The sequence below is a fragment of the Bradyrhizobium sp. Y36 genome, from assembly GCF_002531575.1.
GTDB lineage: Bacteria > Pseudomonadota > Alphaproteobacteria > Rhizobiales > Xanthobacteraceae > Bradyrhizobium.
Map to the genome: position 1 here is coordinate 112,692 of NZ_NWTI01000022.1, position 25,304 is coordinate 137,995.

A 25,304-nucleotide genomic window follows, 5' to 3' on the forward strand; every position below is an offset into this window, starting at 1 on the left:
GGTCAAATTTGCGGCTGGGAGCGATAGAAGACGAATCCGATGCGCTTTTTGGCAAGGGTTCAGGCTCCAGTGGCTTGCGATAAAGCGGGCTCGCGCGCAGTGGCGAGCTCGCCGAGGAAGCTGTAGCGCTCGAGGCTGTCGATCCTGACCGGCAGGATTCGTCCGATGATGTCGGGCGAGGCCATCACATGGGCGGGCTGGAGAAAGGCGGTGCGGCCGACGATCTGGCCGTCCTTGCGGGCGGTGCGTTCGAACAGCACATCGACCGTTGAGCCAATCGCAGCCTTGTTGAAGGCCGATTGCTGGCTGTCGATCAGTTCCTGGAGCCGCTCCAATCGCTGGTCCATCTCGGCGGGGGACACCGTCTCCTGCATGTCCGCGGCCGGCGTTCCCGGCCGGGCGGAGTATTTGAACGAATAAGCCGCAGCGTAGCCGATTTGCGTGACAAGCGCGAGAGTGGCGAGAAAATCTTGCTCGCTCTCGCCGGGGAAGCCGACGATAAAATCTGATGAAAAAGCAATGTCTTGGCGCGCCGTGCGGAAACGGTCGACGACTCGCCGGTAATCATCGGCGGTATGTTTCCGGTTCATGGCGGCCAGAATCCGGTCCGAGCCCGACTGCACCGGCAGGTGCACGAACGGCATCAGGGCACCGAGGTCGCGATGGGCGGCGATCAGGCTGTCGTCGACGTCGCGCGGATGGCTGGTCGAGTAACGCAGCCGCGCAATGCCGGGAATGGTCACCAGATGCTCAAGCAGCCGGCCGAGCGGCCAGGCTTTCCCGTCCGGTCCCTCGCCATGATAGGCGTTGACGTTCTGTCCGATCAGCGTGAGCTCGCGCACGCCGTTGTCGGCGAGCCGCTTAACGTCGTCGACGATCTTCGCCACGGGACGGGAGACTTCCGAACCTCGCGTGTAGGGCACGACGCAGAAGGTGCAGAACTTGTCGCAGCCTTCCTGCACCGTGACGAAAGCGGAAATGCCGCGCGAGCGGATCGCATCGGGTTTCGGCTGGGCCAGGAAGCCGAACTTGTCCTGAGCCGGAAACTCGGTCTCGATCGCGCGGCCTTCGTCGCCGGCGCGTTTCAGCAGCTCCGGCAGATGATGATAGCTCTGCGGTCCCACCACGACGTCGACGACCGGCGCGCGGCGCACGATCTCCTCGCCCTCGGCCTGCGCCACGCAGCCGGCGACCGCGATCTGCATCGCGCGGCCCCCGCGCGCGGCCTCTTCCTTGGCGACGCGCAATCGGCCGAGCTCGGAATAGACCTTTTCGGAGGCCTTCTCGCGGATGTGGCAGGTATTGAGGATGACGAGGTCGGCGTCCTCGGCGCTGGCCGTCTCCACGAATCCCTCGGGAGCCAGCGTGTCCACCATGCGCTGGGCATCGTAGACGTTCATCTGGCAGCCATAAGATTTGATGTGCAGCTTGCGCGGCGGCGTCATGGAACCCGAAATGGAGGTGGAGGACGGCCTTCAGATATAGGCTGGAGAGGCGAAAATCCAGCGATTGGAGGCCAAAGAGATCGTTCGGGCGTCCCTTGAGACGGGCAAATTGCCGAATTCCGAGGGTTTGGTGCGAGAATCCGGCTTTTAGCCGGCGGCCGTCGCCGCGAGCCGCCGGACCAGCTCCGGCAACTGCCGCATATCGTCGAATGTCAGGCTGGCGCCGGCCGCCCGCAGCCGTTCGGCATGGCCCGGCGGGCAGTGGCCGCCGCCGTGAAAGCCCAGCACGGTCATCCCGGCGGCGTGTGCGCCTGTGACCCCGGGGATGCTGTCCTCGATCACGAGGCACCGCTCCGGCGCGATCTTCATCTGGGCGGCGGCGAACAGGAACAGGTCGGGCGCCGGCTTGCCGCGCGCGACCTGGCTCGCGGAAAAGATGTTCGGGGCGAGCAGGTCGTAGAGCCCGGCGCAAGTGAGGCCGTGATGGATCTTGTCCGGCGTGCCGCTGGACGCAACGCATTTGGGCAGATCGATCGCGGCGATCGCTGCGGCCACATGGGTGATCGGCTGCAAGTCGCTGGCGTAGGATTGCAGCGTCGCCGCATTGATCTGCTGCTCCAGATCGTCGGGGAGACTGCGGCCGATTTCCTGTTCGACCATCCGCCGCGCGTCTTTCTCGGAGACGCCGAGGAAGCGGACCAGCACCTGCTCCGACGTGATCGGATAGCCGTGCCGCGTCAGCACGTCGGCATGTGCGCGACAGGAGATCACCTCGCTGTCCACGAGCACGCCGTCGCAATCGAAGATGATGAGGCCGACGGGCACTTAGTTGGTGGGCTTGTCGTCGTCGAGCGGGACGCAATAGAGCTCGAGGCGGTGGTCGACCAGCTTGTAGCCGAGCTTGCGGGCGATCTCTGCCTGCAGCTTCTCGATCTCTTCGGAGGTGAATTCGATCACCTTGCCGTCCCTGAGATTGATGAGGTGGTCGTGATGGCTGTCGCGCATCGTCTCGTAGCGCGCGCGGCCCTCGCGAAAATCGTGACGCTCGATGATGCCGGCGTCCTCGAACAGCTTGACGGTGCGATACACGGTCGAGATCGAGATCTTGTCGTCGACGGCGACGCAGCGCCGGTACAGTTCCTCGACGTCGGGATGATCGACCGCCTCCGCGAGCACGCGGGCGATGACACGGCGTTGCTCGGTCATGCGCATGCCGGTGGCTGCACAGCGCGCCTCGATGCCGGACGCCTTGGATGCGGAGGAGGGTTTAAGTCCAGTCATGTGTTGTCTGCCTGACGGGGCGCTTTCTGCCATCAATATTACGACAAGTCACGCCGCATCAGAAGGGCGTTCAATTGTTCCCCGTTCGGCTGCTTATAGTAGCGTTCGCGGCGTCCGACCACCACGAATCCACACCTGTCGTAGAGCCGACGTGCCGGCTGGTTGTTTTCCTCGACTTCGAGAAATATTGTGCGCACGCCGCGCCCCGCGAGGTGGCCGAGATGGGTCATCAGCAGCGTGCGGGAGAGGCCGCGGCCGCGATAGGCCTCGTCCACCGCGACCGAGAGGATTTCCGCCTCGTCCGCGCCGATCCGCGACACCGCGAATCCGATGGTTCTGCGGCCGAGGCGCAGCCGATGCATCAGCGTGTTGCGCTCGCTGAGCATGCTCTCGAATTCGCCTTCGCCCCAGCCGTGCGCGAAGGAGGCGGCGTGAAGCTGCGCCAGCCGTGCGACGTCGCGCACGGAAGCCGGCTCGACGGCGGCGGTCCCGCCGCGCCACCATTCCGACAGCCAACTCATCATGAGCTTGCGGCTTGTGCTGCAAATGGCGGCTGTGCCGGCGGCTTTGCGTCGGGCGCCTTCAGATAGAACGGCCGTGCCGGATTCGTCTCGGGGTCGGCCGCGGCGCCGAGCCATGCGACCCAACCGATGTCGGGCGCGGGCTGCGCATCGACCGCGACCGGTTGTTCGCTGTCTTTCGTCCAACGCTCGGCGAGGATGTTTGCGGCGTTGCCGACCAGATGCGGCGCGCCGAATTGCGAGGCGGCGATCGCCTCGTCGATGGAAGCGACGCGCGGCCGCACCAACTGACTGCCATCGCCGGCGACGATCTGGAAATAGACATGGTCGTGCCGCGCATCGATTGCGGAGATCACCGGCGCCGATTTGCTCTGGCCGACGACGGTGGCGGCATAGGCCGACAGGGTGGTGAGGCCGACGGCGGGCCGTCCGGCAGCGAGCGCGAGGCCGCGCGCCGCCGAAATGCCGACGCGCAGGCCGGTGAAACTTCCGGGGCCGACCGTGACCGCGATCCGGTCGAGGGCGGTGAAGGCGAGGCCGGCCGATTGCATCACGCGTGCAATCATCGGCATCAGGGCCTCGGCGTGGCCGCGCTTCATGAGGAGCTGCTCCTGCGCGCGCAACTCGGCCGCTTCGGTGTCGAGCACGGCGACGGAGCAGGCGTCGAGCGCGGTATCGATGGCAAGGATCAGCATGAACAAGCGAATGGCGAGTGATGAATGGTGAGCAGTCTAGCGAAGCACGCGCCTATCCGCCATTCATCACACACGATCTGCAGGCCCCCGATATGGCTTACTTCGTAGGGTGGGCAAAGGCGCACTTGCGGCGTGCCCACCGCCCTTATCTTATGGCAGAAAAGGTGGGCACGCTTCGCTTTGCCCACCCTACGGCACCTACGATGCCGCTCTCACATCGGCCGGACTTCGACCACGTCGGGCACGAAATGCTTCAGCAAATTCTGGATGCCGTGCTGGAGCGTCGCGGTCGATGACGGGCAGCCGGAGCAGGCGCCCTTCATGTGGAGATAGACCACGCCGTCCTTGAAGCCGCGGAAGGTGATGTCGCCGCCGTCATTGGCCACCGCCGGCCGTACGCGGGTCTCGATCAGATCCTTGATCATGTCGACCGTCTCGGCATCGGCCTCGTCGAAGAACTCGTCCTCGTCGTCGAGGTCGGCATCATCCTGAGCCGCACCGTCGGCGAGGAGCGGCGCGCCGGACATGTAGTGCTCCATGATGGCACCGAGGATCGCGGGCTTGAGCTGCTGCCATTCACCGCCCGCCTTGGTCACGGTGATGAAGTCCGATCCGTAGAACACGCCGGTGACGCCGGGCACTTCGAACAGTTTTTCCGCCAGCGGCGAGCGCGTCGCGGCTTCGCGGCTCGCAAAATCCATCGGGCTGCCGTCGACCACGACGCGGCCGGGAATGAACTTCAGCGTGGCGGGATTGGGGGTGGCTTCGGTTTGAATGAACATGGTTTTCTCCAGACGTCACCGGTTCAAGGCCGGCGCGTGCCCTATTTCCTAGCAGATGGCGACGGCGAACGCACGATCAAGGGGAGGGGTAGCATTAGTTCAATTCTTTCAGAGACTTGAGCTCTTCTTACCCTCCCCTGGAGGGGGAGGGTCGATCGCGCGCAGCGCGAGCGGGGTGGGGTGATCTCTCCCAACGGGCAGTGTTCGAGGTGGAGAGACCGTCACCCCACCCCGTCTCATGTCTCGCTGCGCTCGACATGAGCCGACCCTCCCCCTCCAGGGGAGGGTAAGAGGCACCGTCGCTACGAAAGCGAATCCACGCTTTGGTCGCTGAGCGCGCCGGAAATGATCGTCACGGGAATCGGGAAGGTCCCGACCGCGTGCGCAAGCAGCGCAACCAGCGGGCCCGGCCCTTCCGCGCCGGGGTTGGCGGCGAGCACCAGCATGGCGATGTCAGGGTCCTCGTCGATCACGGCGAGCAGCTGTTCCATCGATGCGCCCTCGCGAATCACCCGCTCCGGGGTGATCGCGGCGATACCGTTGGCCCGGCCCGCGGCGCGGTCGAGCGCGGCTTCCGCTGCTTCCTGCGCCTCGGCCCGCATGATGTCGGCAACGCCCAGCCATTCCTGGCTCTGCTGTTCGGGCTCGATGATGCGCAGCATCACCACGCCGCCGCCAGCGCGGATCGCCCAGCGGCTGGCATAGTAGACCGCGCGATCCCATTCGGCGGTGTCATCGACGATGACGAGGCATTTGGGCTTGTGACCCGGCTCGTAGCAAAGTCGCTTGCTGGTCATGCATGTCCTGCAATGTGCACGACCGGCATGCTGCCACACTCCCGCTGGCTTGGGGAGAGGAGATCCGGCCGGCGCTGGCGCCGGCCGTCTTCAGCGCCGGCGGATGAAGCCGACGATGTCCTTGGAGAGCTTCATGGTCTCGTCGGCGATGGCGCGGGCCCGGTCGGACCCGTCGTTCAGAATCGCGTCGATATGGCCGGGGTCGGCGACGAGGCGCTTCATCTCGCCGGCGATCGGCGCGAGTTTCGTCACGCACAGCTCCGCCAGCGCGTTCTTGAAGCTGGAGAACTGACCGCCGCCGAATTCCCTGAGCACGTCGGCCTTGGCGCGGCCGGACAGTGCGGCGAAGATGCCGACGAGATTGTCGGCCTCGGGGCGGGCTTCCAGGCCCTTTTCCTCCGTCGGCAGCGGCTCCGGATCGGTCTTCGCCTTGCGGATCTTCTGCGCGATGGTATCGGCGTCGTCGGTGAGGTTGATGCGCGAATTGTCGGAGGCATCCGACTTCGACATCTTCTTGGTGCCGTCGCGCAAGGACATCACGCGCGTCGCCGGGCCCGTGATGAGGGGTTCCGGCAGCGGGAAGAACAGGCCGTCATTGGCGCCCTGCGCGCGGATGGACTCGCCGAAATCGTTGTTGAACTTCTGCGCGATGTCGCGCGAGAGCTCGAGATGCTGCTTCTGGTCCTCGCCGACCGGCACGTGGGTGGCGCGGTACAGCAGGATGTCGGCCGCCATCAGCACGGGATAGTCGAACAGGCCGACGGAGGCGTTCTCGCGGTCCTTGCCGGCCTTCTCCTTGAACTGTGTCATGCGGCCGAGCCAGCCCATGCGTGCAACGCAGTTGAAGATCCAGGCGAGCTCGGCGTGTCCGGAGACCTGGCTCTGGTTGAACACAATGTGCTTCTTGGGGTCGATGCCGGCCGCGATGAACGCCGCGGTGACCTCGCGGGTGTTGCGCGTGAGCTCGGCCGGTCCGCCCCAGACGTCGACGCCTTGCGTGATCGCGTGCATGTCGACGACGCAATAGATGCAGCTGTGGGTTTCCTGCATCTTCACGAAATTGACGATCGCGCCGAGATAGTTGCCGAGGTGTAGATTGCCCGTCGGCTGGACGCCCGAAAAGACCCGTTCAACGAATGGCATGGTCAGCCTTCCCATAGGTATTCGGCCGTCGTTTCCAACAGCGGGGCTGCCTCGTCAAGGGCAATTCGCAAGTTCAGCCCGTTCAGGCGGGCCGCTTCAAGGCGGCAACCGCCTCGCGCCACGAGGCCGCGCCGAGAAGTTGCAGCAGCAGGCCATAAACCGTGATCCCGGCGGCGATCTGCAGGCCCAGCACGATGAATTTGACGAAGCCGTGGGCTTCCGCAGGCACGAGGCCCGCTGTCAGCCAGAGCAGGGTGCCCATCGCGGCAGCGGCGAGCACGATCCGCGGCAGCCGCTTGCGGGCGGTCGCGTCGATCGAGAATCCGAACGCGCTTGTGCCTTTCCGGATCAGCGAGAATGCGCTGCTCCAGGCGCCGGCCGCGATGCTGGCCGCGATCCCGCTGGCGCCGAAGACATGCCCGAGCAGCACGGCGAGGGCGATCGCGACCACAAAGCCTGTGGCGGTGGCGAGCAGCGGCGTCATCGTGTCGCTGCGGGCATAGAAGGCCGGCGACAGCGCCTTGATCAGCACATGCGCCGGCAGGCCCAGCGCCAGCCACATCAGCGCCCGTGCCGTCGCCACGCTGTCGACGGCGCCGAAGGCGCCGTGCTCGAACAGCAGCCGCACGATCGGCTCGGCCAGCACGATCAGGCCGAGCGCGGCCGGCAGTGCCAGCCCGGTGGCAAGCTCCAGCGCGCGCGATTCCGCGTGCGCCACCGCTGCGCGGTCGGAGCTGGCGACGGCGCGAGTCAGCTCCGGCACCAGCACCGTGCCCATGGCGACGCCGACAATGCCGAGCGGCAATTCGATCAACCGGTTGGCGAAATAGAGCCAGGACACGGCGGACGGGGTCGCGGACGCAATGATCGCGCCGGCTACCATCAGCCATTGCGGCCCCGAGCTTGCGATCATGCCGGGAATGGCCTTGGCGAAGAAGCCGCGCATCTCCTTGTCGAGGCTGACGCGCAGCGGCGTCGCAAGACTGGCGCTTCGTTGCGACAGCAGCATCAGCAGCTGCAGCAAGCCGGCAATGCCGACGGTGGCCGCGAGCATCCACGCGGCGAAGCCGGCATCGGCGTGCTCAAAGAGCAGCATCGCAATCGTGGCGATCAGTGCGATGTTGAACAGCAGCGGCGAGAAGGCCGTAAGCGCAAAGCGCTCCTGCGCATTGAGCAGTCCCATCAGCACTGTGACGGGGCCTGCGAAGGCCAGATAAGGCAGCATCAGCCGCGCATTCTGCACCGCGAGATCGAGCGTGGGGCTGCCGATGAATCCGGGTGCGATGACCGTGATGATCAGCGGCATCGACAATGCGATCAGGATTGAAACCGCGATCAGGACCACACTGACCGTGCCGAGCACGCGCCCTGAGAACGCCGCTGCGGCCGCATCGCCGGCACGGTCCCTGACGCGCAGCCAGACCGGGATCAGCGCCGCATTCAGTGCCCCTTCGCTAAGCAGGCGCCGTACCACATTGACGAGCTGAAACGCCGCCAGAAACGCATCCGCCACGGCGCCGGTGCCGAGCAGTGCTGCGATCAGGGAATCGCGGGCAAAGCCCAACAGCCGCGAGGCCAGCGTTCCCGTCGAGACGGTCAGGAAGGAGCGGATCATCGGCCCTTTATAATACCGTTGCTTGCCCGTGCGGGCCCGGTCGTGATAGGCCGCGAGCCGGATTTCAGGCCGACAGGAAGCGGATTTCCGCAGGGATCGCAATCCGCCAAACAGGATCAAGGTGAATGGCTGACGTGAAATATGACGTTCTCGGCATCGGCAACGCGCTGTTCGACGTGCTGGTCAGAACCGACGAGGCCTTTTTGGCCAGCCACGGCATGACCAAGGGCAGCATGTCCCTGATCGACGAGGCCCGGGCCGCCGCCATCTACAAGGACATGGGACCGGCCACGGAAGTCTCGGGCGGCTCCGCGGCCAACACCATCGTCGGCATCGGCAGCCTGGGGGCACGCGCCGCCTATGTCGGCAAGGTCAAGGACGACCAGATCGGCAAGCTCTACGTCCACGACATCCGCTCGGCCGGCGTCGCCTTCAACACACCCGCCGCCAAGGACGGCCCTGCCACCGGATGCTCCTACATCCTGGTCACCGATGATGGCGAGCGCACCATGAACACCTATCTCGGCGCGGCGCAGGACCTGTCGCCCGCCGACATCGACCCGGCCGAGATCGCCTCTGCCGGCATCGTCTATCTCGAAGGCTATCTCTGGGACCCCAAGAACGCCAAGGACGCCTTCGTCAAGGCGGCCAAGATCGCCCATGACGCCAAGCGCAGGGTGGCGCTGACGCTGTCGGATTCGTTCTGCGTCGATCGCTACCGCGACGAATTCCTGGGGCTTATGCGCAACGGCACCGTCGATATCGTCTTCGCCAACGAGTCCGAGCTGCATTCGCTCTACATGACCTCGGATTTCGACACCGCGCTGAAGCAGCTGCGCAACGACGTCAATCTCGGCGTGGTCACCCGCAGCGAGAAGGGCTGCATGGTGGTCTCGTCCGAAGACGCGGTCGCAGCGCCGGCGTTCCCGGTCGAGAAGGTGGTCGACACCACCGGCGCCGGCGACCTGTTCGCCGCAGGCTTCCTGTATGGCCTGGCGCGCAACCTTGCGTACAAGCAGTGCGGCGAGCTCGGCGCGCTTGCGGCCGCCGAGATCATCCAGCACATCGGCGCCCGCCCGCTGGTGTCGCTGAAGGAGCTGGCCGGTCAGCGCGGACTGACGGCTTAAAGTCCTGCTCTCGCCTCAATCTCCGCTGTCGTCGCCCGGCTTGACCGGGCGACCCAGTATTCCAGAGGCGTTAGTAGTTACGGAGAAGCTGAGGCGTACTGGATTCCCCGCCTTCACGGGAATGACAGTCTTCATGTAGTGAGAGACTCACGCCGTCTTCGCCGCCTTCAATCCCAGCCGCTGCTCTACCGCGTCGCGCATCACGAATTTCTGGATCTTGCCGGTCACGGTCATCGGAAACTCGTCGACGAACTCGACATAGCGCGGGATCTTGTTGTGGGCGATCTGGCCGTCGCAGAAGGCGCGGACCTCCTCCGCCGTCAGCGTCTCGCCCGGCCTGACGCGGATCCAGGCGCAGAGCTCCTCGCCGTAGCGGGTGTCGGCGACGCCGAAGATCTGCACGTCCTGAATCTTGGGGTGACGGTACAGGAACTCCTCGATCTCGCGCGGATAGAGGTTCTCGCCGCCGCGGATCACCAGATCCTTGATGCGGCCGACGATGTTGCAATAACCTGATACGTCGATGGTGGCGAGGTCGCCGGTGTGCATCCAGCCGTTGGCATCGAGCACGTCGGCCGTCTTTTCCTTCTCCTCCCAATAGCCCAGCATGACGCTGTAGCCGCGGGTGCAGAGCTCGCCGCGTTCGCCGCGCTTGACGATCCGCCCCTCGAGATCGACGACCTTGACCTCGACATGCGGATGAATGCGGCCGACAGTGGAGACGCGCCGCTCGAGTGGATCGTCGGTCGCGCTCTGGAAGCTGACCGGGCTGGTCTCGGTCATGCCATAGGCGATGGTGACCTCGCGCATGTTCATCTCGGTGTTGACGCGCTTCATCACCTCGATCGGGCAGGGCGCGCCCGCCATGATGCCGGTGCGCAGCGATTTCAAATTGAAGCTCTTGAACTCGGGGTGATCGAGCTCGGCGATGAACATGGTCGGCACGCCATACAGCGCGGTGCATTTCTCCTGCTCGACCGCGCGCAGCGTCGCGAGCGGATCAAAGCCCTCGCCGGGGTAGACCATGGTGGTGCCGAGCGTGACCGAGGCGAGGTTGCCCATCACCATGCCGAAGCAATGATAGAGCGGCACCGGGATGCAGATGCGATCGGCTTCCGTCAGGCGCATCGCGCGCCCCGTGAAATAGCCGTTGTTGAGGATGTTGTGGTGGGTCAGCGTCACGCCTTTTGGTGAGCCGGTCGTGCCGCTGGTGAACTGGATGTTGACGGGATCGTCGAATTGAAGCGCGGCGCCCAGCGCGGCCAGTTGCTCGCGATGCTCCGCTTTGCCCATGCGCGCGACCTCCTCGAAAGGGATCGTGCCTGAGCCCGCCGGGCCGCCGATCTGGATCACCATGCGCAAGGCCGGCAATCGCGCCGCCTGCAGCCGTCCGGGCGGGGCGTCGGCCAGCTCCGGCAGCAGCGTGTTGAGCATCTCCATGTAATTGCTGGTCTTGAAGGCGGTGGCGGTGACGATCGCCGCGCAGCCGACCTTCTTCAGCGCGAATTCGAGCTCGCTGAGCCGATAGGCGGGATTGATCGTCACCAGGATCAGGCCGGCCTTGGCGGCGGCGAACTGGGTCAGCGTCCATTCCGGCCGGTTCAGCGACCAGATGCCGATCCGCTCCCCGCGTTCGAGCCCGAGCGCGAGAAAGCCCGCGGCGAGTGCGTCGACCCGCGCGGCGCGCCCCAGCGCCGCACCGCGTGGTCGAGGCTGCGACCGATGGTGTCGCCGAGCAACGGCGTGTCCGAGATGCCGCAAACGTAGCTGTCCGCCTGATCTGCCAACTTATCAGCCAAGTCGAAATCCTCTCGCCAAAATACCCAGCATAGCCTCTCCGCCGTCATGCCCGGGCTTGTCCCGGGCATGACGCGTGGAGAGCGATCGGCTCTCGCTCAGGCCGCCTTCTGCCCGCTTCCCGCATCGAGCCCGGCATAGACGCCCCGCTCGAAGCCTGCGAACGCCTCCAGGCACTTTCCGTCCGCGAATGGCAGCAGTTGCATCAGGATCACGCCGGTGACGTCGCGCGCCGGATCAATCCAGTAATAGGTGTTGGCAAGGCCGGCCCAGGCGAGGCTGCCGGCGCTGCGGCCCTCGGCGGTCTTGGCCGTGTTGATCATGAAGCTGAGGCCCCATTTCTTCACCTGCTCCGGATAGAGATCGACGTCGTTGGTGTACATCGGCGCCGCCGTCGTCATCTTGGTCATGTTGAGATCGCCCATTTGATTCTGGCTCATCATGGCGATCGTGTCGGCCTTCAGCACCTGGTTGCCGTTGCCGCGTCCCTTGTTCAGGATCATCTGGGTGAACTTGATGTAGTCGGCTGCGGTCGAGTAGAGGCCGCCGCCACCCATGTGGAACTCCGGCTCCTGCTCGAGCTCGAACGGGATCGAGGCGAGCTGGCCGTCCTCGCCGCGCGCATGCATGCCGACGAGGCGCTTGCGCATGCTGTCGTTGATCTTGAACGCCGTGTCGCTCATGCCGAGCGGGTTGAACAGATTGTCGCGCAAATAGGCGTCCAGCCGCTTGCCGCTGACGGCTTCCACCGCCTTGCCGACGAAATCGATATTGGTGCCGTATTCCCAGCGCGTGCCGGGATCGGTCATGACAGGCGTCTTCAGCGCTGCGTTCTGGCAGGTGGTGATCGCGGGAATGCCGTTCTTGTCCAGATAGACCGCGAGATCGCCGTTCCACATGTTGTAGCAGAAGCCGGCGGTGTGGGTCATGAGCTGGCGCAGCGTGATCGGCCGCTTGGCCGGCCGCAGCTTCGCCTCGCCCTTGGCATCAAATCCTTCGAGCACTTGCGGATTGGCGAGATCGGGCAACACCTCGCCGATCGGCGCATCCAGCGACAGCTTGCCCTGCTCGACCAGTTGCATCGCGCCCGCCGATGTCACCGCCTTCGTCATCGAGGCGATCCAGAACACGCTGTCAGCCGTCATCGGATCGGGCTTGGAAAGATCGCGCTTGCCGAACGCGCCCTGATACAGCACGTCGCTACCGCTCGCGGCGATGGCGACGACGCCGGGAATCTCCTTGGCTTCGCTCTTCTGACGCAGAATGTCGTCGATCTGGGCTTTGCTTTGCATGGCGTTTCCTCGGGTTTGATTATCATTGGCAGTGATCGATTGTCCTACCGCGCGCCCCGCGCGGCAAGCGCGTCCAGATGCCCGCAACGGTCGCGATGTCGTGACTTGACGGTCCGCGTCCCACGCAGGACGACAGGTGGGCCGAACGGCAACACTCCGTCACAATCTGCGGTGGATGGCCGCATCTCGCCGTGACCGTGGATGGGCGCCGGCGATATGCTTCCTGTGTTTGAAACACGTGAAACATTTTGTGCGTTGCGGCGTTCAGCACTCGGCCCCATCGGCGGCCGACGTTAAGACTTGATGCAAATTTGGCGGCCCTGAGCGGCCGCGAGGGGACTCAGATGATTTCGACCTGGAGCGAATGGAAGCGCTATCCCCGTCCCGGACGGGGCGAGAACCTGGAGGCGCCGATTTCGCCAGGGATCTACGAGGTGCGTATCGCCAGCACCGGCGCGCTCTATTCCTTCGGGGCAGTGGACAATCTGGCGCAATCCCTGGCGCTGCTGCCGGTTGGTTCGAAGTCGTGGTTCGGACGCCGCAACGCCTCCGACGTGCCCGATCTCGAATACCGGACCTGCGCGACCTCCTCGAAGGCCGACGCCAAGGCGGCGGCCGAGCGCATGATCGGCCGTCGCGAAACCTATATGAGCGGCGCGGCCTAAGGCCGCTCTCTCTTTAGCTCCCATCAGATGTGCGTTGCGGGGCGGTGCATCGGGCACCGCCTGCCCCTATATTGCGGGCCGATCCGATCGCCTCCAGGGAGTAACGCCATGACACCGACCGCCGCCGCACGCGCCACGCAAGCCACCGCCACCCTGCGCGACCGGCTGAAGGACCCTTCGCTCCTGAAGGAGGCCTGCTACATCGACGGCGCCTGGGTCGGCACGCCGGTTTTCGCCGTCAACAATCCCGCCACCGGCGTTGAGCTCGCCAAGGTTCCGCAGCTCGGTGCAGACGAGACCACCAAGGCGGTCGAAGCCGCCGAGCGCGCTTTCCCGGGCTGGGCCAAGCACACCGCCAAGCAGCGCTCCAACATCCTGCGCAAATGGTTCGAGCTGATCGTCGCCAACCGCGAGGACCTTGCGCTGATCCTCACCTCCGAGCAGGGCAAGCCGCTCACCGAGGCGCTCGGCGAGGTCGATATCGGCGCCGCCTATATCGAGTTCTTCGCCGAGGAAGCGCGGCGCGTCTATGGCGAGACCATTCCCACCCAGCGGCCCGATGCGCGCCTGCTCGCGATCAAGCAGCCGATCGGCGTCTGCGGCGCCATCACGCCGTGGAATTTCCCGAACTCGATGATCACGCGAAAAGTCTCGCCGGCGCTCGCGGCCGGCTGCACGGTGGTGCTGAAGCCCGCCAACGAGACGCCGCTGTCGGCGCTGGCGCTGGCCGTGCTCGCCGAGAAGGCCGGCATCCCCAAGGGCGTGCTCAACATCATCACGGGTGACGCGCCGCCGATCGGCAAGGTGTTGTGCGAGCATCCGGCGGTGCGTTTCGTCGGCTTCACCGGTTCGACCGCTGTCGGCAAGATCCTCTACCAGCAGGCCTCCGTCGGCGTGAAGCGGCTCGGCCTCGAGCTCGGCGGCAACGCACCGTTCGTTGTGTTCGACGACGCCGACATCGATGCTGCGGTCGAAGGCGCCATCGTCTCGAAATATCGCAACATGGGCCAGACCTGCGTCTGCGCCAACCGCCTCTACGCCCAGGACAGGATCTACGACGAGTTCGTGAAGAAGCTGTCGGCCAAGGTCGCGGCGATGAAGATCGGCGATGGCACCGAAACCGGCGTCACGCAAGGGCCCCTGATCAACATGAAGGCGATCGACAAGGTCGAGCGCCACATCGCCGATGCCGTCAAGCGCGGTGCCAAGGTCGTGACCGGCGGCAAGCGCAGCGAGCTCGGCCGCTCCTTCTTCGAGCCGACCGTGCTCGCCGACGTCAAGCCGGACTCGCTGGTGTCGCAGGAGGAAACCTTTGGCCCGCTCGCGCCGGTCATCCGTTTCAAGGACGAGGCCGACGTCATCGCGATGTGCAATGCCTCGCCGTTCGGCCTCGCCTCTTACTTCTATTCCCGCGATCTCGGCCGCGTCTGGCGCGTTGCCGAAGCGCTGGAGTCGGGCATGGTCGGCGTCAACACCGGCCTCATCACCACCGAAGTCGCGCCCTTCGGCGGCGTCAAGGAAAGCGGCCTCGGCCGTGAAGGCTCCCGTCACGGCATGGAAGAATATGTCGAGATCAAATACGTGATGATGGCGGGGGTGTAGGCCCGGCTCTCTCGACACCGTCATGCCCGGGACAAGCCCGGGCATGACGAGCGCGGGTGTCGTAGCCTGGATGGAGCGAAGCGAAATCCGGGGTCGCTGTCGCTCGTGGCACGATCCCGGATTGCGCTGCGCTCCATCCGGACTACGGACTACCTCCGCAACACCGCGATCGTCCGGTTGGCAAAATTCAGCCGCTCCGCCATGACAGACACGAAATAGGTCAGCAGCTTGTGGCTGAGCGCGGGGTCTTCTTCCCTGATCGCGTCGAATTGGTGCGTGTTGAGCACGTAGAGCACGCTGTCGACCTCCGCCTGGATCGTCGCGCTGCGCGGGGTGTTCGACACAAGGCCCATCTCGCCGATCGTGGTGTAGCGGCCGAGGCTGCGCACGCGCGTGGTGCGGTCGTCGTCGGCGGGGACCATGATGCCGACGCGGCCCTCGAGGATGAAGTGCATGGAATCGGCGGGGCCGCCGGCCTGCACGATGATCTCGCCGGCCTCGACCTCGATGCGCTGGCAACGGTGAATCAGCCTGTCGGCATCGTCCTCGCTGTCGAGTATCCCGGTGAACCAGTTATGCAGGCTGGCTTCTTCCTGCACCAGCCCCTGATGCTGCGAGATGATCGCGTTCTCGCACCATTCCAGCGCGCGATCGAGCTCGGGAATGATGGTGACGCCCTCGCCGACGAAATCGCTGGAGCGCAGCACCTTCTCGGCTGCCGTCGACAGGTGCACCAGGATCAGCTCGACGCCAAGCTCGTGCGCGCTGCGCTTGATCTGGGCGAAGCTGTAGGCCGCCGATGAATCGACGCCGGTGACGAGCTTGAAGTCGAACAGCAGATAGCGGCACTCCGGGCGCTCCTGCAGCAGTTGCTTGACATGCTGGTAGAGCCGGTTGGCGGAGCCGAAGAACAGATAGCTCTGCAGGTTCAGGCCCTGGATGCTGCCGCCATGTGCCAGCAGCACCTCCTGGTCGTCGCGAGAGCGGTCGAGCGAGGAACGGTACTCCGAGCCGTCGAAACTGTACTTGATCGACTCCACGCGCGCAGCGCTGAACGCGAACGTCGCGCAGCCGATGATCACGCCGATCAGGATGCCCGGCACGAAGCCCCAGGCGACGATGATCGCGATGATGGCGATCAGCGAAAGATATTCGAGCCTTGACAGCCGCTTGCGCGACTCGATGATCCATCTGTGCAGCTGGTCGGCGCCGAGATAGAGCAGCAGGCCGCCGATGACGAATTTCGGGATGAAGCCGAGCAGTTCGGGCGCGACCGCGAGCATCGCCAGCGACAACGCCGCGACGGTGAGGCCGGACAGGCGGCCGCGCCCGCCGCTGCTGTAGTTCAGGATCGAGCGGCTGATCGAGCTGCAGCCGGGGTAGCCGCCCAGCATGCCGCTCAGGATGTTGGCGATGCCGGTGACGTTCAGCTCGCGCTCCAGATTGGCCTCGCGGTGCACGGCGACTTCGATGCCGGTGGTGTTGAATAGCGTGCAGCATGCCGTGACGAAGATGACGGCGACGACGTTGCCGATCAGGTCGGGCACGACGAGCCAGGGGTAGCGGGCGAAATCGTCGGTGTGCCAGGGCAACATGAACACCGCCTGCGGCGGCGGCTGGAACGTCCAGCCCAGCGTGCGCGCGCTGTCGAACGACACGCCGGTGATCCAGAACGCCAGGTGCGCGGTGAGCACGCCGCCGACCAGGATGATCGGCAGCCCGAACGGGCTGCGCGAGCGGTGCCAGGTGAGATACAGCACCAGCGCCATCGCGCAGGCGGCGCCCAGCTCCAGCAGCGTGGTGGCGTTGGCGAAGTAAGGCAGCGTCGCGAGCTGCAGGGGGTGGTTGGTGATCACCCTGATGGCACCGAGCGCGATGAGGAGCCCGGTGGCGCCGAGGAAACCGCCGACCACGGGATAGGGCACGTAGCGGATGGCGCGCCCCAGCCGTGTCAGCCCCAAACCGCACAGCACCAGCCCCGTCAGCACCGTCGACAGGCCGAGTGTGATCAGGACCGGCGAGAGCAGCGGCACGGACGGGCTGGTTGCCTCGATGCGCTCGACCAGCGATGCCACCAGAATGCCCGTCACCGCCGCCGTCGAGCTGTCGGGCGCAGCCACGGCGAAGGGCAGCGAGCTGCACAGCGCGACGACGATCGCGAGCACCGCCGAGCTGACGAAGGTCGCGGTGATGCCGTAGGACAGATAGGGCGACAGCGGGCCGGCAAAGATCAGCAGCGAATAGGACAGCCCGAACGTGACGGTCAGGATGCTGGCGGCGCTGCCGCCCATTATATCATTCAGCGCACGTTTGAGGGCTGGATTGAAACGAGGGGCCGGACTGAAAGTAATTGCTGGATCGGTCACGCCGTTGCGCTCGCTCCTGAAAAATATCGTCCGAGACGTAGACGACTACGGACTTAGCGCAACAGGATTTTTGTAACTATGAAACATTCGACGGTTTCATGCGGCGGTTCGGTGCGAATCCCCGTTCACGACGTGTGAATGATCAACCGTGGTTGAAGAAGAAGTCGACGCTCGTGCAGCACCCACCGCTGTCGTCCCTGCGAACGCAGGGACCCATAACCACCGGGAGCGGTTTGGCGAAGACTTGACGTTCGGTATTCCTGCCGACCACAACCGCGCCATCACGCGGTATGGGTCCCTGCGTTCGCAGGGACGACAGCGGAGTTCGACGCAGCAGCCCAGCCTAGATCTTGAGCTCCTTGCCCGTCACCCGTCGATACGCCTCGAGGTACCGCTTGCTCGTCGCCTCCACCACGCTGGCCGGCAGCGGCGGCGGCGGCGCGTCGCCGTTCCAGCGGCCGGCGCGGCGCTCGACGTCGAGATAGTCGCGCAGGGGCTGCTTGTCGAAGCTCGCCTGCGGCTGGCCGGGCTTGTAGGCATCGACCGCCCAGAAGCGCGAGGAGTCCGGCGTCATCACCTCGTCGATCAGGATGATGCGGCCGTCCTTGTCGCGGCCGAACTCGAACTTGGTGTCGGCGATGATGATGCCCTGCTCGCGCGCCAGCTCCTCGCCGAGCGTGTAGATTGCGCGTGTCATGCTCTCGAGCGTATAGGCCGTCTCGTCTCCAACCACTTCGCGCATCTTCGCGATCGTGATGTTCTCGTCGTGGCCGGTCTCGGCCTTGGTCGCCGGGCTGAAGATCGCGGGCTCCAGCTTCTCGCTTTCGACCAGGCCGGCCTTCAGCTTCTCGCCCGCAAGCGTGCCGCTGGCCGCGTATTCCTTCCAGGCCGAGCCCGAGAGGTAGCCGCGGATCACGCATTCGATCGGAAACACGGTCGTGCGCTTGCACAGCATGGCGCGGCCGAGGATCTCGGCGCGGCGGTCTTTAAGCGCCGGCACGGCGGCGATGATCTCGTCGGTATCGGCGCTGATCATGTGATGAGGAACCACGCCTTCGAGCTCATTGAACCAGAACGCGCTGATCTGCGTGAGGACCGCGCCCTTCATCGGGATGGTCTCGCCCATCACGACGTCGAAGGCGCTGATGCGGTCGGTGGTGAGCAGCAGCAGGCGGTCGTCGTCGACGGCGTAGATATCGCGCACCTTGCCGCGGCCGATCTTGGTCAGGGGCAGGTCGCTGGAGAGCATGGTGGTCATCGTCAGAGCTTTCAGGGCGTTCGCGCAGGAGATCCGGCCGCGCCTGATGGCGCGACCGGCAATCGGATTAGCCTATTCCGGCAGCGGAATGAACTCATGTTCCTGCGGAACGGCCGCGAAACGGCCGGTTTTCCAGTCCTGCTTGGCCTGCTCGATCCGCTCCTTGCTGGAGGACACGAAATTCCACCAGACGTGGCGCGGCCCTTCCAGCGCGTCGCCGCCGAGAAACATCATCCGGGTCGCCTTCAGCGCCTTTACGGTGATGCGATCGCCCGGTCGGAAGATCAGCAGTCGCGGCGCCTCGTAGCGCTCATTGGCGATCTCGACCTCGCCGTCCACGATGTAGATCGCGCGTTCCTCATGATCAGGGTCGAGCGGCACGCTCGCGCCGGCAACCGCCGTGACCTCGGTGTAGAACCAGGGCGACACCATCGAAACCGGGGAGGTGATACCGAAGGCGGACCCCGCGATCACGCGGGCGGTGAAGTCGCGCTCGGAGATCATCGGCAAGTCGCCCGCAGCATAATGCTGAAACGAGGGCGCGATCTCTTCGGCGCCGGCCGGCAGCGCGATCCAGCTCTGCAGGCCCAGCATTTTCTGGCCTGAGGCGCGTTGCGCCTCCGGCGTGCGCTCGGAATGCGCGATTCCGCGCCCGGCCGTCATCAAGTTCATCGCGCCGGGCGCGATCTCCTGGACATTGCCCTCGCTGTCGCGATGCATGATCGCGCCGTCGAACAGATAGGTGACGGTAGCCAGCCCGATATGCGGATGCGGCCGCACGTCCATGCCCTTGCCGGAGACGAACTGGACCGGGCCGAAATGATCGAAGAAGATGAAGGGGCCGACCATCTGCCGCTTGCCATGCGGCAGCGCACGCCGCACCTGGAATCCGTCGCCGAGGTCGCGCGTGCGCGGCACGATGACGAGATCGAGCGCATCGCAGGACATGGGATCGCCGAGCACGGGATCGTTCGAGGGTTGCCAGCTCATGGGTAGGCTCCTTTTGACTTTCTTGGGCGCGATGGTAGCAGGATTTTGCATCGTCGTCGCGACCAAGGCCCGGAGCCACGGCGCGGGCCGTGGTGCCACATACTCCGCTGTCATCGCCCGCGAAGGCGGGCGATCCAGTATTCCAGAGGCCGGCGTTGGAGAACTCGCTCTCACCACATCCGCCGCGGCGTACTGGATCGCCCGCCTTCGCGGGCGATGATAGTTGTGGGTGTTGCTCTGGCCGTGGCATGCCGATGGTCCTTGAAAAAGCCGGCGCAACGAACGATGTTCGTCCGACTTCAACCGCGACAGATCGCATCGAACGATGAGCCTTGCCGCCCTCGACCTCGCCTTTCGCGCCGCCAGCGTCGCGTTGCTGCTGATGCTGGCGGCGTCATTGCTCTCCGACTTCCGCAAGGTGCTCGCGGCTCGGCTCGGCGCGGCCTTCGCGCTGGGCTCGGCCGCGCATGCGCTGAGCTATTCGGTGGACGTCACGTCGCGGGTTCCGCTCTGGCATGCACCGCTGATCGCGTTGTCGACCGGCACCATCGTGGTGTTCTGGCTGTTCACGCGCTCCCTGTTCGACGACGAGTTTCGCCTTCGCTGGTGGCACGGATGGGTCTGGGCGCTGGTAACGGCCTTCAGCTTTGCAGGTTGCGTCTGGATTGCACCCGGCGGCCATGTGCGGTTCTCGGTGACGATGGTCAATCTGATCGTGCTCGGCTTCATCGCGCTTGCGGTCGGGCAGATGATCGCCTCCTGGCCAGCCGACCTGGTCGAGCGCCGGCGCCGCGTTCGTGTCTTCATCGTCTGCGCAATCTCGCTCTATGGCGGGCTGAACGCTGTGCTTCAGATCGCCTTCGCCGGCCGCCACGTCGGCGATGTCGCCGAAACGATCAACGCCGGTGTGCTTGCCTGCACCGTCGCGGCGATCGTCTATGCGATGATGCGCGTTGACGGGGCGGATCTGTTTCCGGCCGTGGCTGAGCCCGCGCCGCCTGACGTTTTCAGTCAGCCTGCGGCCGATGACGTCGCCGATCAAAAGCTCATCGACGCCCTGATGCGGCTGGTGGCGGACGAGCGGATCTATCGCCAGGAGAACATCACCATCGGCGTGCTCGCTGGGCGCCTGAAGATTCCTGAATACCGGCTGCGCCGGCTGATCAATCAGCGCCTCGGCTACCGCAACTTCAATGTGTTCCTGAACAACCACCGGATCGAGGAAGCCAAGGCCGCGCTCGCCGATCCCGCCCAGGCCGAAGTCCCCGTCATCACCATCGCCATGGACGCCGGCTTCCAGTCGCTCGGCCCGTTCAACCGCGCCTTCAAGGCGGTGACCGGCGTGACGCCGACGGAATATCGACGGCTGAAGGTGACTGCAGCCTAAATTTTAAGTCGCTGTAATCGCTGCCATATTCCAGAATCGACCAGCGCCGTCCGACTTCAACCAGGCTATTTTCCAAATCAGGCGAGCGCTCCTCCGCCTGCTCCGGCTTCCTCGCCGCACACGCCCCCTGTGCCGGAGAAAGCCCGTGACCCGCCGCCGCAAAATCGTCCTCCTCACCACCACCATCGCCGCTGCCGGCCTCGTGCTCGGTGCGGCCCGGGCCCGCGACATGCCTAAGGTCGCCACCGGCTTCGTCGCCGACATCCTGTGCTCGGAGACGTTCGTCTCCGGCCTCGATCCAAGTCGCAACTTCACCGAGACCACCGACGCCATGCCCGGCACCGGCCTGATCACCTGGGCGATGGACACCCGGGTCGATCGTACGCGCAAGGATGTCACGGTGACGCTGTTCGGCGTCGGCCGCAGCCACGCCGTCTATCGCGAAGGCCTTGGCTGCACGCTCGAGCATGAAGCGGGGGTCGCCGAGGTGACGGTACCGCCCGACGACAAACAGCCCGCGCTGTTGCCGGAGATCGCCGGCCCCTCACTCGTGCCGCCGCAAAGCCCCGAACTGGCCGCCGCGCTCGATCGCGCCTTCACCGAGCCGGCGCGACCGCCTCACCGCCGCACCCGCGCGATCGTCGTGATGAAGGCCGGCCGGGTCATCGCCGAGCGCTACGCCGACGGCGTCGGACCCGAGACGCCGCTGCTCGGCTTCTCCATGACGAAATCGGTGGTCTCGGCTCTCACCGGAATCCTCGTGCGCCAGGGCAAGCTCAGGCTCGACGGGCCCGCGCCGGTTGCCGCCTGGAAAGATCCTGATGATCCGCGCCATGCGATCACCGTCGATCAGCTTCTGCGCCATACCGCCGGCCTTGCACTCGGCAGCTCCCTGGAGGCCTCGCTCGGCTCCGCCTTCGAGCCGGTCAACCGGATGAAGTTCGTCGAGTCCGACATGGCGGCCTATGCCGAAACCATTCCGCTCGAGACCGCGCCTGGGGCCGCGTGGAATTATCACGACGGAAACATTCTCATTCTCTCGCATTTGATCCGCGATGCGGCCGGCGGCACCCCGGAAGGCGCGCTGCGCTTCGCGCGCCGCGAACTGTTTGCGCCGCTCGGCATGCGCCACGTCACGCTGCAGCTCGACGGGTCGGGCACAATCGAAGGCTCCAGCGAGATGCTCGCCTCCGCGCGCGATTGGGCGCGCTTCGGCCAGCTCTATCTCAATGACGGCGTCGCCGGTGGCAAACGCATCCTGCCGGAGGGCTGGGTGAACTATTCGGCGACGGCCACGCCGAATGCCTGGGTCGGCATCGGCGCCGGCTTCTGGACCAACCAGGGCGACAGTTTTGGCGCGAAGTTTCGCGTGGAGCATGGCTGGCCGCGCGATGCCTTCTTCGCCAAGGGTACGATCGGGCAGTACACCATCGTGATCCCGTCGGAGAAGCTGGTGATCGTGCGGCTCGGCCGCTCGCCGAACGCACCGCCGCAAGCGGATGGCGTGTTCGATCTCGTCCGAGATGTGGTGGCGGCAACGCGCGAGAAGGGGAAGCTGGCGGGGGTGAATTGAGGTCTTTCTTACCCTCCCCTGGAGGGGGAGGGTCGATCGCGCGTAGCGCGAGCGGGGGTGGGGTGATCTCTCCACGCGGGCACTGTTCGTTGCGGCGAGACCGTCACCCCACCCCGTCTCGCAATCTCGCTTTGCTCGATCGCGAGCCGACCCTCCCCCTCCAGGGGAGGGTAAGCGGAGTGCCGCTCGAGCCCTACCTCCCCAACTCCGTCGCCTGCGCGACGCGATCGAACCGCTCCAGCGTCATGATCGCATCGGCGAATTTTTCCGCGCGCGCGTTCAGCACGGGGCGCGCCAGCGTCAAAAACTTCTGCTGCATCGCCTGCGCATCCGGGAACGAGGTCGGCTCTCCCGAGGGATCGGCATAGAGCCGCTCGTGCACGCCGTCGTCCGTGGTGATGCTGACGCGTGCGCCGAAGGGATGGGTGCGGCCGACCTCGAGGCGGTCGTCCTGCACCACGTCGAACTTGTCGGCGAGCGCGTCGATCGCGGCGTCGCCGAGGCGGCTATAATCGTCCCAGCCGAACGAGCCCTGGTCGAGCGCGAGCGCGCCGGTGAAGAACATCGAGAACTGGCCGCCGACGATCGAGGTCGGATGCCGCTTGGTCGCGGCGTCGCCGGTCAGCGTGATGCCGTTCCGATGCAGGCCGATCTCGACGCGCTTGACCTGGTCGGGCGTCAGATTGTGTTCGCGCCGCATCGCAATCAGCGCGTCGATGGCGGCATGGGTGTAGCGGCAACTCGGATACGGCTTCACGCCGATCTTCATCGTCTCATAGGTCTTGCCGAGCTCGGCAACCGCCTTGTCCGGATGTGCATCGTCGGTGTAGCCGGCAAGCAGGCCGTGCTTGCCCTCGACCGATTCCGAGGAGCCGACGAAATCGTTGCGTGCCAGCGTCGCGGCGATCACGCCGTTCATCGCAGCGGCGCCGACCTGGTAGCGCTTGTTCCAGGCGCCGTTGACCAGGAATTGCAGCGAGCCGGCGGCCTGGCTGCCGGAGACGCCGAAGGCGGAGATGAGCTGCTGCTCGCTGAGGCCGAACAGCTTGCCGGCCGCCGCGGCCGCGCCATAGGTACCGGCGGTGGCGGTCGGGTGGAAGCCGCGCGCATAATGCGAGGTCGGGTCGAGCGCGTTGCCGAGCCGGCAGCAGACCTCATAGCCTGCGACGATCGCAGTCAGCACGTCGCGGCCCGAAGCGCCGACCATCTCGCCGACGGCGAAGGCAGCCGGAACCACGGGCGCGCTCGGATGCAGCGAGGAATCCGCATGGGTATCGTCGAAATCGAGGGAGTGGCCGAGTGCGCCGTTGAGCAGTGCCGCGACCGCCGGCGTCCAGGTCTTGGTGTCGCCGAACACCGTGGAGTCGCCCTTGGTGTCGAGGGCCAGCGCCTCCAGCATTTTCAGCATTGACGGGGTCGATTCCGCCTCGCGCCGCGCCCGGATGGCGCTGCCGAGGAAGTCCAGGGTCAGAACCTTGGCGCGCTCCAGCACTTCCGGCGGAATATCCTGAAACTTCAGGTTAAAGACATAGGCGGCGAGCGTTGCGGTTTCGTGAGCCATCGTGTTTCCTCGTTTTGGCCGGCAAGTTAGGCGGGCTGATTTGGCCTTTCAAGCGGCCTTGGGGCCGCGGGTATCAGCCATGCTTTTGCTTGGCTTTATGTGGTTTGGCGCGGGATATTCGGGCATGGCGTTCGCAGGGAAGGTGTTCGAGCGGATCAGGTCGCGACGAACCCAGCTGGGGCTCGCGATCCGGGTCACGGTGGCCGCGACCGCGGCCTATGCGCTCGCCACCGCGCTGCATCTGCTGTTGCCGCTCTGGGCGGTGCTGACCTCGCTGATCGTGACCCAGATGAGCGTCGGCCGCTCGCTGAAGGCGACGCGCGACTACATGCTCGGCACCATCGGCGGCGCGATCTATGGCGGCGCCATCGCGATCCTGATTCCCTATTCCAGCGAAGCCGGGCTTCTGGGATTGCTGGTGCTGTCGGTCGCCCCGCTCGCCTTCATCGCCGCGATCAATCCGAGCCTCAGCGCGGCGACGGTGACAGCCGTCATCGTGCTGCTGGTGCCCACCATGCATCATTCCGATCCCATGACCTCGGCGATCGACCGCGTCAGCGAGGTCGGTGTCGGTGCGGTCACGGGCCTCCTGGTCTCGTTTCTGGTGCTGCCCTCGCGAGCCGTGCGGCAGATCCGCGCCGCCGCGGCGCAATTGCTCGAGTTGATTGCGGACGCCTTCAGCGAACTTCTCGCGGGCCTGACGCGCGGCCGCGACAACGACGCGCTGCACCGGATCCAGGACGGCATCGGCACGGCCATGGTGGGCATGAACGCCATCGGCGCCGAGGCCGAGCGTGAACGCGCCGCGCGGCTGTCGAGCGGGCCCGACACCGGCCCGCTGTTGCGCACCGTGCTGCGGCTGCGCCACGACGTCGTGATGATCGGCCGTGCCACCGTGGTGCCGCTGCCGGCCGAAGTACAGACACGGCTTGCCGCTCCCTTGACGGAGGTGTCGACCGTCATCGCGCGCTTCCTGCGCTCGGCCGCCGCGGCCTTGCGCGAGGGCGCCGGTGCGCCGCCGATCCATCCCGTCCACCTCGCGCTTCAGCACTACGCCGAGGCGGTTGCCGCCGTCCGTCAGGACGGCCTGATCCGCGGCCACGCGAGCGACACCGCCGAGCGTTTCTTCGCGCTCGGTTTCTCGCTGGAGCAGATGCACCAGAACCTGTGCGACCTCGACCGCGTCGTCGGCGAATGGTCGGAGGCCGCAAGCGGCAAGGCCGCGCGCGTGGCGGAATGACGAGGCGTTGCAGGGCGAAGTCGATATCGGTTGGCGCAAGGAAAACGCGCCGGAAAATGACTCTGGAGCCTTTCCCCGCTCCGACGGAATCGGAACGGGGCTCTAGGTAGTGGACTCAAACCTAGCCCATAGACGGGTGGCGGCGAGCAGAACGGCTGCGAGGAAGT

Annotated in this window: 20 protein-coding genes and 1 pseudogene; 6 read left to right on the plus strand and 15 right to left on the minus strand. The window is 65.6% G+C overall.

The features are described from left to right. Positions 1-59: 59 nt before the first annotated feature. The 9 genes from miaB to murJ form a co-directional block, all read right to left on the minus strand. Complete coding sequence (gene miaB / locus CO669_RS29205; protein WP_097663400.1) at positions 60-1,445, minus strand: tRNA (N6-isopentenyl adenosine(37)-C2)-methylthiotransferase MiaB; 1,386 nt, start codon at positions 1,443-1,445, stop codon at positions 60-62. Between the two features lie 147 nt (positions 1,446-1,592). Further along, the gene (locus CO669_RS29210) at positions 1,593-2,270 is read right to left on the minus strand and encodes an HAD family hydrolase (RefSeq protein ID WP_097663401.1); all 678 of its coding nucleotides are present in this window, start codon (positions 2,268-2,270) and stop codon (positions 1,593-1,595) included. Beyond that, positions 2,271-2,726: a Fur family transcriptional regulator gene (locus CO669_RS29215; protein WP_097663402.1), complete on the minus strand. Its 456-nt coding sequence runs from the start codon at positions 2,724-2,726 to the stop codon at positions 2,271-2,273. Positions 2,727-2,764: 38 nt separating this feature from the next. After that, the gene (rimI, locus tag CO669_RS29220) at positions 2,765-3,250 is read right to left on the minus strand and encodes a ribosomal protein S18-alanine N-acetyltransferase (protein WP_097663403.1); all 486 of its coding nucleotides are present in this window, start codon (positions 3,248-3,250) and stop codon (positions 2,765-2,767) included. Further along, a complete protein-coding gene (gene tsaB, locus CO669_RS29225; RefSeq protein WP_097663424.1) occupies positions 3,247-3,942 on the minus strand; it encodes a tRNA (adenosine(37)-N6)-threonylcarbamoyltransferase complex dimerization subunit type 1 TsaB in 696 nt (231 codons plus the stop codon). The genes rimI and tsaB overlap by 4 nt, the downstream gene beginning before the upstream one ends. A 212-nt stretch (positions 3,943-4,154) precedes the next feature. After that, positions 4,155-4,724 carry a NifU family protein gene (locus CO669_RS29230; protein ID WP_097663404.1) on the minus strand — a complete coding sequence of 190 codons (570 nt, stop codon included), beginning with the start codon at positions 4,722-4,724 and terminating at the stop codon, positions 4,155-4,157. A 302-nt stretch (positions 4,725-5,026) separates the two neighbouring features. Further along, a complete protein-coding gene (locus CO669_RS29240; RefSeq protein ID WP_198964318.1) occupies positions 5,027-5,521 on the minus strand; it encodes a universal stress protein in 495 nt (164 codons plus the stop codon). Positions 5,522-5,611: 90 nt separating this feature from the next. Then, on the minus strand, positions 5,612-6,664 hold the full coding sequence (gene trpS / locus CO669_RS29245) for a tryptophan--tRNA ligase (RefSeq protein ID WP_097663425.1): 1,053 nt from the start codon (positions 6,662-6,664) through the stop codon (positions 5,612-5,614). Positions 6,665-6,746: 82 nt separating this feature from the next. After that, a complete protein-coding gene (gene murJ, locus CO669_RS29250; RefSeq protein WP_097663406.1) occupies positions 6,747-8,279 on the minus strand; it encodes a murein biosynthesis integral membrane protein MurJ in 1,533 nt (510 codons plus the stop codon). 125 nt (positions 8,280-8,404) lie between these two features. On the opposite strand from murJ, the gene CO669_RS29255 reads away from it, so the two are divergent. Beyond that, entirely contained in the window at positions 8,405-9,406 is a 1,002-nt protein-coding gene (locus CO669_RS29255; RefSeq protein WP_097663407.1) for an adenosine kinase, read from the plus strand. Between the two features lie 147 nt (positions 9,407-9,553). On the opposite strand, the pseudogene CO669_RS29260 reads toward CO669_RS29255, so the two are convergent. Next, positions 9,554-11,193, minus strand: a pseudogene (locus tag CO669_RS29260) (AMP-binding protein). A gap of 108 nt (positions 11,194-11,301) precedes the next feature. Continuing rightward, positions 11,302-12,495: a serine hydrolase domain-containing protein gene (locus tag CO669_RS29265; RefSeq protein ID WP_097663408.1), complete on the minus strand. Its 1,194-nt coding sequence runs from the start codon at positions 12,493-12,495 to the stop codon at positions 11,302-11,304. Between the two features lie 344 nt (positions 12,496-12,839). Here CO669_RS29265 and CO669_RS29270 point away from each other — a divergent pair, with 344 nt between their 5' ends. Beyond that, positions 12,840-13,160: a hypothetical protein gene (locus CO669_RS29270; RefSeq protein WP_097663409.1), complete on the plus strand. Its 321-nt coding sequence runs from the start codon at positions 12,840-12,842 to the stop codon at positions 13,158-13,160. A gap of 108 nt (positions 13,161-13,268) precedes the next feature. Beyond that, positions 13,269-14,762 (plus strand): NAD-dependent succinate-semialdehyde dehydrogenase, encoded by a 1,494-nt coding sequence (locus CO669_RS29275; RefSeq protein WP_097663410.1) that lies wholly within the window; start codon positions 13,269-13,271, stop codon positions 14,760-14,762. Between the two features lie 149 nt (positions 14,763-14,911). Here CO669_RS29275 and CO669_RS29280 read toward each other — a convergent pair whose 3' ends face one another. From CO669_RS29280 to CO669_RS29290, 3 genes are all read right to left on the minus strand, one after another. After that, positions 14,912-17,128 carry an SLC26A/SulP transporter family protein gene (locus tag CO669_RS29280; protein ID WP_097663411.1) on the minus strand — a complete coding sequence of 739 codons (2,217 nt, stop codon included), beginning with the start codon at positions 17,126-17,128 and terminating at the stop codon, positions 14,912-14,914. Between the two features lie 343 nt (positions 17,129-17,471). Then, the gene (locus CO669_RS29285; RefSeq protein ID WP_097663412.1) at positions 17,472-18,386 is read right to left on the minus strand and encodes a phosphoribosylaminoimidazolesuccinocarboxamide synthase; all 915 of its coding nucleotides are present in this window, start codon (positions 18,384-18,386) and stop codon (positions 17,472-17,474) included. Between the two features lie 72 nt (positions 18,387-18,458). After that, positions 18,459-19,376 (minus strand): pirin family protein, encoded by a 918-nt coding sequence (locus tag CO669_RS29290; protein ID WP_097663413.1) that lies wholly within the window; start codon positions 19,374-19,376, stop codon positions 18,459-18,461. A 325-nt stretch (positions 19,377-19,701) separates the two neighbouring features. On the opposite strand from CO669_RS29290, the gene CO669_RS29300 reads away from it, so the two are divergent. Beyond that, positions 19,702-20,763, plus strand: a complete 1,062-nt coding sequence (locus CO669_RS29300) for an AraC family transcriptional regulator (RefSeq protein WP_097663415.1) — start codon at positions 19,702-19,704, stop codon at positions 20,761-20,763. Between the two features lie 145 nt (positions 20,764-20,908). Beyond that, positions 20,909-22,336 carry a serine hydrolase domain-containing protein gene (locus CO669_RS29305; RefSeq protein WP_097663416.1) on the plus strand — a complete coding sequence of 476 codons (1,428 nt, stop codon included), beginning with the start codon at positions 20,909-20,911 and terminating at the stop codon, positions 22,334-22,336. Between the two features lie 193 nt (positions 22,337-22,529). Here CO669_RS29305 and CO669_RS29310 read toward each other — a convergent pair whose 3' ends face one another. Continuing rightward, on the minus strand, positions 22,530-23,897 hold the full coding sequence (locus CO669_RS29310) for an MmgE/PrpD family protein (RefSeq protein ID WP_097663417.1): 1,368 nt from the start codon (positions 23,895-23,897) through the stop codon (positions 22,530-22,532). A 124-nt stretch (positions 23,898-24,021) separates the two neighbouring features. Between CO669_RS29310 and CO669_RS29315 the strand changes: the two genes are divergently transcribed. Further along, the gene (locus tag CO669_RS29315; protein ID WP_097663426.1) at positions 24,022-25,137 is read left to right on the plus strand and encodes an FUSC family protein; all 1,116 of its coding nucleotides are present in this window, start codon (positions 24,022-24,024) and stop codon (positions 25,135-25,137) included. The last annotated feature ends 167 nt before the right edge of the window (positions 25,138-25,304 follow it).